The following is a 14,962-nucleotide window of genomic DNA, read 5'->3' on the forward strand; positions in this document are numbered from 1 at the left end:
CCATCAGTACTTAAAATTGTAGAGCCAATTATCAAAACTAACCTTGGAGGAACCTTTATGAAACAGCAATCCAGTACCATTGGAGCCTGGGTGGTCGTGGCAGTCGTTGCGGCGGGGATCATGTCCTTTGCCGGAGTGGTTGTCGAGACCGCCGTCAACATTTCCTTTCCGACCCTGATGCGTGAATTTGGCGTGTCCACTAGTCTGGTCCAGTGGATGACGACGATTTGTCTGCTGACCATTTCACTGACGGTGCCGCTCTCGGCCTACCTCAAAAGGCGCTTTAAGACTAAGCACCTTTTCGTCTTTGCTAACCTGACCTTTACCTGTGGTCTCTTAATTGATATTTTTGCCCCTAATTTTGGCCTGCTCCTACTCGGCCGCTTGGTGCAGGGAATTGGCACCGGGGTTGCGTTGCCCCTAATGTTTAACATCATCCTTGACTGGGTTCCGCAAAACCGGGTCGGCACGATGATGGGCGTGGGGACGATGATTACGGGGATTGCCCCGGCGATTGGACCGACTTATGGGGGCCTCTTGGTCAATAGCCTCGGCTGGCGCTGGATTTTCATCTTCCTCCTTCCATTGTTAATCGCTTCTTTAGTGATGGGGCTGTTCACAATCCGCCAGCAGACTTCCTGTACCCGTCCCCGCTTTGACTGGTGGGGATTAATCAGTCTCGTCTTGATGTTCGTTGGGCTCACGATGGGCTTTGCCAACATGGGCAGCCAGCCGTTCTGGTCACTGCTGGTGGCGGGCAGTTTTGTCCTTGGCCTCCTGGGAGCCGGCGCCTTTATCCGGCGTTCCCTGGCAGTCAGCGCGCCCATCATCAACCTGCGGATTTTCCGGAACAGCAGTTTTGCACGTCTGGCGCTCGGTTTTCTGCTCTTCCAGCTTGTTGCCCTGGGGCTTTCATTCCTGCTGCCTAATTACATCCAGCTCACCAACCACGCGACGGCCATGACGGCGGGCTTGGTTGTCCTTCCCGGTGCCGCCCTAGGTGCCATCACCGGGCCGTTTGGCGGCCGCCTGCTCGACCAGTGGGGTGCCCGCCGACCGGTCCTGGCTGGTTCGGGCCTCAGCTGGTTGGCGGTAATCGGTCTGGCCTTTCTAGCGGGCGGGTTGCTCAGCAATGGCCTGATTGTTTTCCTTTATGCCTGCTTCATGCTGGGTATTGGCCTTTCTTTTGGCAATATCATGACCAGTGCCCTTGCTAGTCTGCCGGACGCGGAAAACGGGGACGGTAACGCCATCCTGAACACGCTCCAGCAGTTTTCCGGGGCGGTCGGGACGTCAGTCGTTTCCGCAATCGTGGCCGCGAGCCAGCGCAACCACCAGCTTTCCCTGGCCCAAACGACCGCGACTGGGACCCAGCACGCCCTAGTGGTCCTCGTCGTAGTTCTGGCAGCCGAATTGGTAATTGTCGCGGTGACCCTGCCACGGCCCCGGCGGGCGTAATTATTAAGAAATTCTCCAGATAAGCCGTAGAATTTGCAGTTCTAGTGGCAAATCGGTAAACTTTCTTTGTATGAGACTACGTGAGCTTGGAGGAAGAAATTGATGGAAGAAGTTTACATTGTGGCAGCGCAGCGGACCGCGATCGGCAAGTTTGGCGGGGCCCTCGCACCACTAACGGCGGCTCAGCTCGGGGCGGCGGCAATTAAGAGTGCCTTGGCGGCCAGCGGGTTGGCAGCAGAGAAGGTCGACCAGGTCCTGATGGGGAACGTCATCCAGGCTGGCGGTGGTCAAAACCCGGCGCGTCAAGCAGCCATTGCGGCGGGACTCCCCCAATCAGTTCCGGCCATCACGGTCAACGATGTGTGTGCTTCGGGGATGTCCAGTATCAACCTAGGTGCTAGTCTGATCCAATCCGGCCAGGCCCAAGTAATTGTTGCCGGGGGGATGGAAAGTATGTCCAACGCGCCCTACCTCCTGCAACGGGCGCGGCAGGGTTACCGTTTCGGTGACGGCCAGCTGGTCGACGCCCTCCAGCGTGACGGCTTGAATGACGCTTGGGGCGGCTACCCGATGGGGATGACCGCTGAAAACGTCAATGACCGCTACCAAGTTAGCCGGGAAGAGCAGGACCAGTTTGCCCTGACCAGCCACCAGCGGGCGGTCGCGGCGCAACGTCAGCACGCCTTCGATGATGAGATTGTCCCGGTGACGGTGCAAAGCCGCAAGCAAACCGTGGTAGTGGACCAAGACGAGTCCCCACGGCCTGACACTTCACTATCCGCGTTAAGCAAACTCAAGCCAGCCTTTAAGCCGGATGGGTCGGTGACGGCGGGGAACTCCTCCGGCTTAAATGACGGCGGGGCGGCCGTAATCCTGGCATCCCGGGAAGCGGTGGAAAAGTACCAGCTCCGGCCGCTAGCTCAATGGCGGGCGTCGTCCTTGGTCGGCTTAGACCCGCAGCTGATGGGGCTGGGACCTTACTATGCCGTCAGCAAGCTCTTCCAGACAACCGGGCTGACGGAAAAAGACGTCGATATCTTTGAACTGAACGAGGCCTTTGCCAGCCAGACGCTTGTCAGCCAGCGCCTGCTTAAATTGCCGGCGGCCAAGGTCAACCCGTATGGCGGTGCGATTGCCCTGGGGCACCCCCTTGGCTGCTCCGGGGCCCGGATTATCGTCACCCTGGTTCACCAATTGCGGAGCCTTAACCAGCGGGTCGGTGTAGCCAGCCTCTGCGTCGGTGGCGGAGTGGGCGCTGCCACTTTGATTACAAGATAAGAAGCCGTGTGCCAAATCAAGTGGCCACGGCTCTTTCTTCGCCTTCATAATGAAAACGGTTAATTATTTTTGCGCAAACGGTTGCACGATTCAAACTAATCTGTTATATTATTATTGCAATTTGATATGAAGCGTTTTCAAAAACGCGTGATAGTTAGGAATTGTTGTATAAAGGAGTTGTTTAGTAATGAGTGAAAAGTCTACTGCGGCTGGATTACCTGCGCTCTCTAAGTCAACCATCTGGATGATTAACTTCGGGTTCTTGGGTGTCCAAACCGCCTTCACTTTGCAAAGTTCGCAAATGAGCCGGATCTTCCAAACCATTGGTGCCGACCCGAATAGCTTAGGATGGTTCTTCATCCTGCCACCACTGATGGGGCTGGTTGTTCAACCAATCGTTGGTTACTACTCTGACCGGACCTGGGCACCAAAGCTCGGGGGACGGCGGCTGCCATACCTGCTCTTGGGGATGATTGTAGCTGTGATCGTGATGCTGCTGTTGCCAAACTCCGGGAGCTTCGGCTTCGGTTACGGGTCACTAGCGGCCCTCTGGTTTGGTGCCATCACCGTGGCCTTCCTGGACTTGTCATCTAACGTGGCAATGCAGCCATTCAAGATGATGGTTGGGGACATGGTCAACGATGACCAGAAGAGTTACGCCTACGGGATCCAGAGTTTCTTGTCCAACACGGGTGCCGTTTTGGCCGCTATCTTCCCATTCCTGTTCACTTGGTTTGGTGTTAAGAACATCGCGCCAAAGGGTGTTGTTCCAGATTCAGTTAAGGTCGCCTTCTACGTTGGGGCCGCACTGCTGGTCATCACCAGTCTCTTCACCGTTTTCCGGGTTCATGAATACGACCCAGCTACTTACGCGAAGTACCACGGTATTTCCGAAGAGGATAACAAGGAGGGTGGTAACTGGTTCACCCTGCTGAAGCACGCGCCAAAGGCCTTCTGGACCGTTACCCTGGTACAATTCTTCTGCTGGTTTGCCTTCCAATACCTCTGGACTTACTCCGCTGGGGCCATTGCCCAGAACGTTTGGAACACGCATGATGCTACTTCAGCTGGCTACCAGGCCGCTGGTAACTGGTACGGTGTTTTAGCCGCCGTCCAATCCATCGCCGCCGTTGTCTGGTCATATGTTTTGGCAAAGGTGCCAAACAAGTACCACAAGTACGGTTACGCCGGCAGTCTGCTGCTCGGTGCCCTCGGTTTCCTGTCAGTCTTCTTCATCCATGACCAATGGACGCTGATTCTTTCCTACATCCTGGTCGGGATTGCTTGGGCTGGTATGAACACTTACCCACTGACCATCGTTACGAACGCCCTGACTGGTAAGCACATGGGTACTTACCTCGGCCTTTTCAACGGTTCGATCTGCCTTCCACAAATCGTGGCTTCACTGCTTAGCTTTGCATTGTTCCCACTGCTGGGCTCTTCCCAAGTTAACATGTTCATCGTTGGTGCGATTGTCATGGCCTTGGCTGCCCTTTCGGTTGGTACGATTAAGGAAACCTACGCCGAATAAATTAATTTCGTTGTAAAACGCTGTTATAATGAGGGATGAGGCGGGAGCCAGCGCTGCTTCCACCTTGTCCACTGTCGAATCAAAATATTTGAGAGGTTGAGCTAGTTCCCAGCCTCTTTTGATAGAGAAAGGACTTGAATTGAATGAAACGGACTTTTGACATTGCCCCATGGCACGTTGCTACCAAGAACTGGGATCCCCAAGACAAGCGTCTCCAGGAATCAATGACCAGTTTGGCAAACGAAAACCTCGGGATGCGGGGCTTCTTTGAAGAAGGTTACTCCGGCGACTGCATGGAAGGGGTCTACCTCGGTGGTGTTTGGTTCCCTGACAAGACCCGTGTTGGTTGGTGGAAGAACGGTTATCCAAAGTACTTCGGTAAGATGATCAATGCGGTCAACTTTATGAAGCTGATCATCAAGGTTAACGGCGAACAGCTGGACCTGGCTAAGCAAACGCCAAAGGACTTCAAGCTGGACCTCGACATGAAGCGCGGCGTCCTCGAACGTGAATTCACTGTTGAAATCGGTGGTACCGAAATGTACTTCAACTTTGAACGGTTCGTTTCCGTTACCCAGAAGGAATTAGTTGGTCAACGGCTCCACATCAAGAACCGTGGTGACAGCGATGCGAAGGTTGAAATCACCAGCATGATTGACGCCGACGTTTACAACGAAGACGCTAACTACGACGAACAATTTTGGAACGTTTTGGGCAAGAGTGCCCAGGGCGAACACGCTGAACTGACTTCCATGACGAAGAAGAACGACTTCGGAACGCCACAATTCACTGTTGGCATGAAGACGACTTCCAAGACCAACCTGGACCACGTGGGTGACGGCACTGACGATAAGGATGCTTACAACACCTTTGCTGGCACCGTTGCTGCGGGCAAGGAAGTTAACTTTGAAAAGCGGACGGTCGTTGTTACTTCCCGGGACTTCGATGGTCAGGAAGCCATTGAAAAGCACCTGGACGAACTGAGTGCGCAACTCGACGCCCAGAGCTTTGACGACCTGCTCGATCCCCACGTTAAGGAATGGGCTGACCGCTGGACCAAGTCTGATGTTGAAATTGACGGTGACGAAGGGGCCCAACAAGGGATTCGCTTCAACCTCTTCCAACTCTTCTCCACTTACTATGGTCAAGATTACCGGCTGAACATTTCACCAAAGGGCTTCACTGGTGAAAAGTACGGTGGTGCTACTTACTGGGATACCGAAGCCTACTGTATTCCGGTTTACCTGGGGGTTGCCAACCCAGAAGTTGCTCGTAACCTGCTGATGTACCGTTACAAGCAACTGGATGGTGCCTACATCAACGCCCAACAACAGGGCTTGAAGGGTGCGCTATTCCCAATGGTTACCTTCAACGGGATCGAATGTCACAACGAATGGGAAATTACCTTCGAAGAAATCCACCGGAACGGGGACATTGCCTACGCCATCTACCTGTACACTAAGTACACCGGTGACAAGTCATACGTTCTCCACGAAGGTGCCAAGGTCCTGACCGAAATTTCACGGTTCTGGGCTGACCGGGTTCACTACTCACAAAACAAGAACAAGTACATGCTCCACGCCGTTACTGGTCCGGACGAATACGACAACAACGTAAACAACGACTGGTACACCAACCTGCTCTGCCGGTGGACGCTCCAATACACGCTGGAAATTCTGGATCAGGTTGACCCAGAGGTTGCTAAGAAACTTGACGTTTCCGAAGACGAAAAGCGGCGTTGGAAGGGCATTGCCGACAACATGTACCTGCCATACGACAAGCAACGGGACATCTTCCCAGAAAACGACGGCTTCATGGACAAGGACCTGACACCAGTTTCCGAAATTCCAAGTGACCAACTGCCACTGAACCAAAACTGGTCGTGGGACCGGATCTTACGTTCACCATACGTAAAGCAGGGTGACGTCATCCAGGGTCTCTGGGACTTCATCGACGACTTTACGAAGGAACAAAAGAAGCACAACTTTGACTTCTACGAACAATTCACCGTTCACGAATCAAGTCTGTCCGCTTCCGTATACTCCATCATTGCCGCTGACCTGGGTTACGAAGACAAGGCCGTTGAACTGTACGAACGGTCGGCCCGGCTTGACCTGGACAACTACAACAACGATACTTCCGACGGTCTGCACATCACTTCGATGACTGGTAGCTGGCTGGATATCGTTCAAGGGTTCGCTGGGATGCGGGTTCGTGACAACGAACTGCACTACGCACCATTCCTGCCAAAGAAGTGGAACTCCTACCAATTCCGTCAGATGTTCCGTGGCCGGATTCTGAAGGTCAAGGTTGACAAGCACGGTACGAAGATCGACTTGGTATCCGGTGACCCAATCACGATTGATCTGGATGGCAAGAAGCTGGAATTAAAGTAATAGCGGAGGCATTTAGAGAATGAAGTTTGAAGACTTGAAGGGTTTTGCCTTTGACCTTGACGGGGTGATTGCTGACACTGCCCGTTTCCACGGCCAGGCTTGGCACCAACTCGCTGACAAGGTCGGCACCGAATGGACGCCTGAACTGGCGGACAGTCTCAAAGGGGTTAGCCGGATGGACTCCCTGGAACTGATCTTAAAGGCGGGCGGTCACGAAAATGACTACACCCAGGAAGAAAAAGAAGCCCTGGCAACCGAAAAGAACGACAACTACATCAAGTTAGTTGAAACCTTGACGCCAGCGGACATCCTTCCCGGGATGAAGAACCTCTTGGATGAATTAAAGGACAACGGTTACCACATCGTTCTGGCATCCGCATCCAAGAACGCACCAAAGGTTCTGAAGTACCTGCAGATTACCGATTACTTCGAGGGAATCGTGGATCCCGCTAAGCTGAGTCACGGTAAGCCGGACCCAGAAATTTATAGCGAGGCCGCAAAGCTGATGAACCTGCCTGCCAACCAGGTGGCCGGATTGGAAGATGCCCAAGCAGGGGTGGAATCCATCAACCGGGCAGGCGAGGTGTCAATTGGCTTTGGCGCGTCACTTAAGGACGCGGCGGTCAAGTTTGACGATACCAGTGAAGTTTCATTGGCTGCCATCGAGGAGCAAATGGCCTAACATCCTTTATACAACCTATCAATCACATTGCTATTTGCTTCTGAGCAACGGGTCGACCGGATTTCCGGCTGGCCCGTTTGTTGCTTGGAGGGGGAATTATGCGAAAAATAAACTTGGCAATCCTAACTATTCTGCTAGTCCTTACTAGCAGTTCAACTGTTGGGGCGGCCCAGCGGCAGCTGACGGACCAGCAGCTTGGTATTCTAGTGAGCTTGGCAGTCGATTCCCGCTGGGTGCGGCAGGAAGCTGCCAGCCAGTCCCTGGTCTACGGAGTCGTCCACCCTGCTGACCAGGTGCCGACCGGTGTTACTGACGATGATAGCTATATCGTGGCCCGCGATGGCCGCGCCCCGGCAGTCGTGTATTACCGGGTAGGTGCTAACCAGCATGTTCAGGTCACTTATCCGCCGGCTGGCAAGGAGGGGCGGTTGCGAACGACTGATTTCACCGTTAAGCAGCTGCGGCGGCGCTTTTTCCGGACGGCGGCCCAACGAAAGCGGGTCAACGCCTACGTCGGGAGTTTGCAAACAGAGTAGCCGGCGATTTCCATCGTTGCCGGGTAGCTCACCATGGCCGTGCTAGTTAATCCCGTGGAGAGCTACCACGGTCCCGGGAAAAGTTATATAATTAAAAGTAAGCGAAACGGAAAGGATGGTTGTGATGGTCGAACTAAAAAACATTAATTCACTGTACCACTTAAATAATGGGGTGACGATTCCCTGCGTTGGCTACGGAACTTTTCGGACGCCCGCTGATGTGGCTGAGCAGGCGGTGGCAGACGCCATTGACGTCGGCTACCGGCTGATCGATACGGCTGCCGTATACGGCAACGAGGAAGCGGTTGGCCGTGGAATCAAGGATTCGGGGATTAACCGCCACCGCCTCTTTGTGACCAGCAAGCTCTGGAATGACCACCGGGGCTATGACAAGGCCAAGCAGGCCCTGGACGAAACGTTGGAACGGCTCCAGATGGACTACCTGGACCTCTACCTGATTCACTGGCCGGCGAACGAAAAGCAGTTTGGTGCCCGGGCAGCCGAAATTAACGCCGAAACCTGGCGGGCGATGGAGGAGGCCTACCACGAAGGTAAAATTCGTGCTCTGGGGGTAAGCAACTTCATGCCCCACCATATTATTGAACTGATGAAGACCGCGGAGGTGGCTCCCGCTGTTGACCAAATTGAAGTTCACCCTGGCTGGCCCCACGTTGAGGAAGTTAAGTACCTGCAGGCCCACAATATCCTGGTAGAAGGGTGGGCACCGCTGGGTGGTCAGGGTGCCGAGGTAATGACCAACCCCACGATTTTGCAGCTGGCTGAAAAGTATGATAAGACGCCGGCCCAGCTGTGCTTGCGCTGGCTGATCCAGCGGGGTGTCCTGCCATTGCCAAAGTCAGTCCATAAGGAACGGATGGTTCAAAACACCCAGCTCTTTGACTTTGAAATCAGTGACGAGGATATGCAAAAGATTACCGCCCTGCCAAACCTGGGCGGCCAGTGCGCAGACCCGGACGCGGTTGACTTTTAGAAGGGATGGTTAAAGCCAGTGCAATTCATTAAAACAACACCGGACGTTGACTTGGCGGAAAATATCGTCGAGACGCCTCGCCAGACCGTTACTCATTTGGTGATCCCAGCGGGGAAAGCCGTCCCCAAGCACCACGTTCCTGAAGACGTGGTAGTTGTGCCGATCAAGGGCCGGGTAGTTTTTGAAGATGTCAGCAACGGGACTGCCCAGGCCCTTGTCCCAGGCGACATTGTCAAGCTGGCGCCAAACGAGTGGCACGCCTTAGAGGCAGTTACGGACACGGAAGTAATGGTAATTAAATCCCAGCTCGCCGATTAGCGAGGAATAATTAACACCAGAAGAGCGGCTAGAAAGCCGGTTTTCTGGTGTTTTTGTTCACCCTCCGTCCCGGATTGTTTTATGATAGAGGTAGTGAATTTTTGATAAGGAAATGATAGAAAATGGCAGACAGGAAGAAAGAGACGATTTTTTCGAAGGACGTTGTGCTGGTAATGGCCGCGGCGTTCTTCTTCATGTTTAGCAATATGTACTGTAATCCGTTGATTAACGGCTATGCGAAGAGCCTTGGTGCCAGCAGCGCCTTCGCCGGGGTCATTGTCGGAATGATGAGCATTGTCGCGATGTTTTTGCGGCCAATCGCGGGCAACCTAACTGACCGCTTTTCCAAGTACCAGCTGTCCTTGATTGGGGGTCTGTTATCGTTTGCCGGCGTCATGGGCTATGTGTTGACCCCGAATAGCGGGATACTGCTCCTCTTCCGGCTGGTTAACGGCTTGGGTTATGTCCTCTGTACGGTCTGCATGACAACCTGGCTCTCCTACCTGGTACCCTTTTCCCACGTCGGCGAGGCGATGAGCTTTTACGGGCTGATGAACGCCCTGGCAATGTCGCTGGCGCCGGCAATCTCAATTGACCTCTACCGGGTGATTGGCTACCGGCTGGCGATTGTGATTTCGGCCGTTTCTGCTCTGATGGTCGTCGTCACAATTCAGTTCGTCAGCAACCGGGCCGTCCCGGATACCGCTGCCGCGCCAGCACCAGGGATCCGCCACCTCAAGATTATCCAGCGTGACTCTTTACCCGTGGCCGCCCTGATTGCCCTCTTTGCTATCCCCTATTTTGCAACCCAGGCAGACATTGTCAGCTACGTTGAACAGCGGCACCTGAATGTGGCAGTTGGCGCCTACTTCCTGATTTACGCGGTCGTATTGCTGGCAATCCGGCTGGTGCTGCGCAACCAGTTTGATACGGTGCGCTTCGGGGTCTGGCTTGTCGGCTGTACAATTGCCACCGCCTTTTACCTGGTGATGCTGGCGGTCATGGAGAATAATTGGCAGATGGCCCTAGCCGCGGCGGGGATGGCCTTGGGCTATGGAATCATTTACTCTGTTTGCCAGTCGACTGCCATGATGCTCGCGCCAGGAAACGAACGCGGACTGGCGAGTGCCACTTTCTTCGTGGGAATGGACATTGGAATGTCGCTTGGTCCGATTGCCGGGGGAATTATCGACAGTTTGCTGCCGGTAGAGTATTTCTACCTGGTAATGCTGGTGGTTGTGCCGGTAATTTTGCTGATTTACCTGGCTAACCGGCGCAAACTAAACCAGGCGGTTATCCAGCACCAGCAAGACGTTAACTAGCGGGGGCTGAGTGATGAAAAATATTTTGACTGCAATCGGCCAGCAGACCCGCGCTTTTCAACGGCACTGGCTCAGCTATTTTAGCCTATTTGTCAGCGTTGACCTGGTGATTCAGCTAATTGTAATCCCGCTTTTCCGGCTAGCGACAACTGTGATTTTGCAGGCGGCGCAAATCCCGTTTATTTCCTACCAAAATGTGGTGATGATTGCCCGCCACCACCCGCTAGTCGTTGTGGCCCTGCTGGTGGAATTGATCTGCCTGTTGCTGGTAGTAGACCTGCAATTTGCCGCGGTCCTGCTCGGCATTCGTGATATTTCCCGGGAAATGTTTACCGTCCGCGGCCTGGTTAGGAAAATTTGGCAGACGTTGCGCCGCTTGCGCCCGAGTTCGCTCCTGGTCCTAATGGTTTATTTCATTTTAGTAATCCCCTTCGCGGACCTCGTCTACCGGACGCCCCTGCTAGCGAAAATTCAGGTGCCCCAGTTTATCCTCGACTACCTGACCCGTAACGGCTTGCTGCTGACCGCCACGGTAACGATTTATCTTGTCCTGACCTTCCTCGGCCTGCGCCTGGTCTGGGCCCTCCCCTTAATGGTTTACCAACGACTGCGCCCGCGGGCGGCCTTTCACCAAAGCTGGCAGCGAACCCAGGGTCGGCGGTGGTTAGCGGTAGCCCTGCGCTTGCTGGCCATTGGTTTTCTCGCGGTGCTGGTCATGGCGGCCTTTTACACACTGGTAATCGGGGCTCAATGGCTGCTGGACTTCCTGCCGCAGCCAGTGGCGGCGCTGTTTGCCAACATTAACCTGCTAATCATTCAGCTGGGCAGCGAGTTGGTCACCACCTGGACCGGGGTGGTCACGGTTAGCCTGCTGTTCTTGCCGTTAACCACGGCTGCTCCGGTGACGGCCTCGCAACGGCTGGCTGCGAAGGGCAACCGGGTCTTTGCCGGTCTGATCCTGGTCGTTTTGGTGGTCGTAGCGGCCGCCGGGAACGGCCTCTACCTCTCGACGAGCCAGCACCACCGGCCGGTGACGATTTCCCACCGGGGGGTAGCGGAAGAAAATGGGGTGCAAAACACCATCCCGGCGTTGAAACGGACCCACCGCCTGCACCCGGACTACGTGGAGCTAGATGTTCACGAGACTAAGGACCGGTAATTCGTGGTCCTGCATGATGAAAACCTCAAAGAGCTAGCGGGGGTTAACAAAACACCGCGCCAGCTGACGCTCAAGCAGTTGACCCGGTTGACGGTTCACGAGAACGGCCACCAGGCCAAGCTGGCTAGTTTTACCACCTACCTGCGGACTGCTGACCGTCTCCACCAGAAGCTGCTGGTGGAGATTAAGCCCACCCCGGCGGATTCACCTGGGATGGTGAAGCGGTTTGTAGATCGTTATGGCACTGACCTGATCCAGCACCATGCCCTGGTCCACTCGTTGGACTACGGGGTCGTTGAACAGCTAAAGCGGCTGGAGCCACGGCTGCCGGTGATGTATATCCAGCCCTATAATTTCACCTATCCGAATACCGCGGCTAACGGGTACTCGATGGAGTATTCGACCCTTACCTATGACTTCATTACGCTGGCCCATCTGCAAGGCAAACGGGTGTATGCTTGGACTGTCAATGAGCCGGCTGTTATGATGCAAATGATGTACAAGAACGCCGATGGGATCATTACCGATAACCTGGCGGAATTGAACCGGCAAATCGCAACTTACGAGGATCAGCGCAGCTATGCCCGGCAGCTCTTAAACTACATCCTGGTCGTGCCGACTAACACAGAATTTGCGCCTTAACGGAATTTTAAGGGCTTGCCCCCTAATAAAGTCAAATAAACGCTGTTAAAATAGCAAAAAGACACAAGGAGTTGGAAACACAATGTCGATTTACGGGCCTTATGAAGAAACTCTTAATAATATCCTGGCAGACGTTGAACAGCAGCTGGCGGAGTGGAATGATCACCAGCTGGCGGCTAACCAACCAAAACTGTACGAGCACCTGATTGGCCGGGTGAAGACGCCCGCTAGCATGGCGGAAAAGTGCCGGCGCAAGGGCTATCCGGAGAGCACGGCCGCGGCCCTGCGTCAGTGCCGGGATGCGGTGGGAGTCCGGCTGGTCTGTAACTTTATTAGCGACATTACCCGCTGCCTCTCCTTGATTGAGCAGGCGGACTGGTGCACGGTGGTTAAGAAGAAGGACTATATCACCAATGCCAAGCCCAACGGCTACCGGAGCTACCACCTGATTTTAGACGTGGTGGAACCCTACGAAGACGTCGACGGGCAACGGCCCGGTCACTTCTTCGTGGAGGTACAGCTGCGGACGATTGCCATGGACTCCTGGGCGAGCTTGGAACATGAGATTAAATACAAGCACCACGTTGCCAACCCAGAGCGGATCAGCAAGGAATTGAAGCGGTGCGCCGACCATTTAGCGTCGTGTGACATCCAGATGCAAACGATTCGGCAGCTGGTCCAGGAAGGAGAAAGAGATAAATGAAAATTCTGCTTGCGGAAGATGAGGCCCAGCTGGCCCGGGTGTTAAAGCTGGCAATGACCAGCAGCGGCTACCAAGTTGACGCGGTCGACAATGGACAAAAGGTTGTGGACTTGGCAGCGGCTAACGCCTACGATGTGATGATTTTAGATATTATGATGCCGGTCAAAAGCGGCCTGGACGCCCTCCGTGAATTACGGGCCCGTGGCGACCGCACCTATGTCATTATGCTGACGGCGATGGCGGAGGAAGACGACCGGGTGACTGGTCTGGACGCGGGGGCGGATGATTACCTGACTAAGCCATTTTCGCTCAAGGAACTGCTGGCCCGCTTGCGGTCATTAGAACGGCGGGTCAAAAGCTATGATGACCAAGATCTGGCCTTTGCTGACCTCCACCTCAATAGCGGCGAGCAGGTCTTAGAAAGCCATAATTCCATCAGCCTATCCCGGGAAGAAACCAGGATGTTGCAATACTTGATTCATAACGCGGGAAAGGAGCTCCCGGCAGCCGACATTTTGCAGCGGGTGTGGGACGGTGACCAGGGCGCGGATGAAGAGGATGTCTGGATTAACATCTCCTACCTTCGCCACAAACTGCAATCGATTCAGTCAACAACCGAAATCGTTGGTGAAAAGGGCGGTCCGTACGTACTAAGGGGGTGAGCTGTGATGATTCAGCATTTTCGCAAGAAATTTATCCTCATTTCAACCAGCGCGTTGCTGGTCGTGATTATCACAATCATTGGCAGTATTAGCGCCGTAACTTACTTTCAAGCGCGACAGGAGGTTAACTCTGTGTTGTCGATTCTGAGTGACAATCAGGGGCGGATGCCGGCCCGTCAGGTTCCCAGCCAGTCGAACTTCTTTCCCCAGCAGCGCTTTACACGGGAAAGCCTTTCCCAGTATCGCTACTTTAGTGCCACAATTCCGCACAACGGCGACCCGATTCAGGTCGATAACCAGCACATTTTGTCGGTGTCGGTGGCCACGATTCGGCAACTGGCGCAGCGGGTGGAGCGGCGGAATAATGACCATGGTCAGGTCCTGTACAACAGCAACGTGTATGCTTACCAGGTTCGGCGGATGGGCAAGCGCACGCTGGTCGTCTTTTTGGATGAGAGTTTGATGATGTCCCGTGCCCGTGAAATTATCAATCTGGGAGTCTTGCTGGGTGTGGTTAGCTTGGTTCTCTATACGATTATCCTGGTCCTCTTTTCCCGGCGCGCAATTCGGCCCATCATCGAGGCCGAGCAGCGGCAAAAGGAATTTATCACCAATGCCGGTCACGAGTTGAAAACGCCGCTGACGGTGATCTCTGCCAACACCGAAATGCAGGAACTGACGAATGGGGAGACAGAACTAACGACCAGCACGAAGGAGCAGGTCAGCCGGATGACCAAGCTGATCAACTACCTGGTATCGCTCGCCCGCCTGCAGGAACAGCCGCAGATGAACATCGTCCTGGTTGACGCGAGCGCGGTGGTGGACAGGGCAGTGGCGGGCTTTAAGAATGTTGCGGCCAATGCGGGCCACCGGTTTGAAGCGACGGTCGCGCCCGCTATTACCGTGATGGCCGACGAAAACTACCTGTATGAGTTGGTTAGCATTCTGATCGATAACGCCAATAAGTACTGTGACCCCGATGGTACCGTTAGCGTCCAGCTCGCCGCGGTCAAAAAGAACGCGGTCCTGACGGTTACCAACAGCTATGCAAAGGGCGCACAAGTGGATACGAAGCGCTTTTTTGAGCGCTTTTACCGGGAAAACAAGGCCCGGACCCTGTCGAAGAACGCGGGGTATGGGATTGGCCTGTCGATGGCGCAGACGATTGTTCACAACTTCAATGGCCGGATCAGTGCGAAGTACGCTGATGGTCGGATTTCCCTAGTGGTGAGCCTCCGGCAGGTAACGAAGTAATAAAAAACGCAAGCGATTCATCGCTTGCGT

12 protein-coding genes and 1 pseudogene are annotated in these 14,962 nt (G+C 54.3%); all 13 read left to right on the forward strand.

All coding sequences use genetic code 11. The features are described 5' to 3' along the window. Window positions 1-57 precede the first annotated feature (57 nt). Window positions 58-1,458: an MFS transporter gene (locus FC49_RS03885; protein ID WP_056984334.1), complete on the forward strand. Its 1,401-nt coding sequence runs from the start codon at window positions 58-60 to the stop codon at window positions 1,456-1,458. 102 nt (window positions 1,459-1,560) lie between these two features. Continuing rightward, entirely contained in the window at window positions 1,561-2,736 is a 1,176-nt protein-coding gene (locus tag FC49_RS03890; RefSeq protein WP_056984335.1) for a thiolase family protein, read from the forward strand. Window positions 2,737-2,923: 187 nt separating this feature from the next. Beyond that, entirely contained in the window at window positions 2,924-4,267 is a 1,344-nt protein-coding gene (locus tag FC49_RS03895) for an SLC45 family MFS transporter (RefSeq protein WP_003713235.1), read from the forward strand. A gap of 143 nt (window positions 4,268-4,410) precedes the next feature. Further along, window positions 4,411-6,663, forward strand: coding sequence for a glycoside hydrolase family 65 protein (locus tag FC49_RS03900; RefSeq protein ID WP_003713242.1), 2,253 nt, complete (start codon window positions 4,411-4,413; stop codon window positions 6,661-6,663). Between the two features lie 19 nt (window positions 6,664-6,682). Continuing rightward, window positions 6,683-7,345 (forward strand): beta-phosphoglucomutase, encoded by a 663-nt coding sequence (gene pgmB / locus FC49_RS03905; protein WP_056984336.1) that lies wholly within the window; start codon window positions 6,683-6,685, stop codon window positions 7,343-7,345. A gap of 98 nt (window positions 7,346-7,443) precedes the next feature. Next, on the forward strand, window positions 7,444-7,881 hold the full coding sequence (locus FC49_RS03910; protein ID WP_056984337.1) for an Lreu_0056 family protein: 438 nt from the start codon (window positions 7,444-7,446) through the stop codon (window positions 7,879-7,881). A 124-nt stretch (window positions 7,882-8,005) separates the two neighbouring features. After that, window positions 8,006-8,872: an aldo/keto reductase gene (locus FC49_RS03915; RefSeq protein WP_003715672.1), complete on the forward strand. Its 867-nt coding sequence runs from the start codon at window positions 8,006-8,008 to the stop codon at window positions 8,870-8,872. 18 nt (window positions 8,873-8,890) lie between these two features. After that, window positions 8,891-9,190 carry a cupin domain-containing protein gene (locus tag FC49_RS03920; RefSeq protein WP_056984338.1) on the forward strand — a complete coding sequence of 100 codons (300 nt, stop codon included), beginning with the start codon at window positions 8,891-8,893 and terminating at the stop codon, window positions 9,188-9,190. 122 nt (window positions 9,191-9,312) lie between these two features. Further along, window positions 9,313-10,512 carry an MFS transporter gene (locus FC49_RS03925; protein ID WP_056984339.1) on the forward strand — a complete coding sequence of 400 codons (1,200 nt, stop codon included), beginning with the start codon at window positions 9,313-9,315 and terminating at the stop codon, window positions 10,510-10,512. 13 nt (window positions 10,513-10,525) lie between these two features. Continuing rightward, window positions 10,526-12,313, forward strand: a pseudogene (locus FC49_RS03930) (glycerophosphoryl diester phosphodiesterase membrane domain-containing protein). An 82-nt stretch (window positions 12,314-12,395) separates the two neighbouring features. Then, window positions 12,396-13,016, forward strand: a complete 621-nt coding sequence (locus FC49_RS03935; protein ID WP_056984340.1) for a GTP pyrophosphokinase — start codon at window positions 12,396-12,398, stop codon at window positions 13,014-13,016. After that, window positions 13,013-13,678: a response regulator transcription factor gene (locus FC49_RS03940; protein ID WP_056984341.1), complete on the forward strand. Its 666-nt coding sequence runs from the start codon at window positions 13,013-13,015 to the stop codon at window positions 13,676-13,678. Before FC49_RS03935 ends, FC49_RS03940 begins: the two co-directional genes overlap by 4 nt. A 6-nt stretch (window positions 13,679-13,684) precedes the next feature. Beyond that, window positions 13,685-14,932, forward strand: coding sequence for a sensor histidine kinase (locus tag FC49_RS03945; protein ID WP_056984342.1), 1,248 nt, complete (start codon window positions 13,685-13,687; stop codon window positions 14,930-14,932). Window positions 14,933-14,962: the final 30 nt, after the last annotated feature.

This window comes from Limosilactobacillus oris DSM 4864, from assembly GCF_001434465.1.
Taxonomy (GTDB): domain Bacteria; phylum Bacillota; class Bacilli; order Lactobacillales; family Lactobacillaceae; genus Limosilactobacillus; species Limosilactobacillus oris.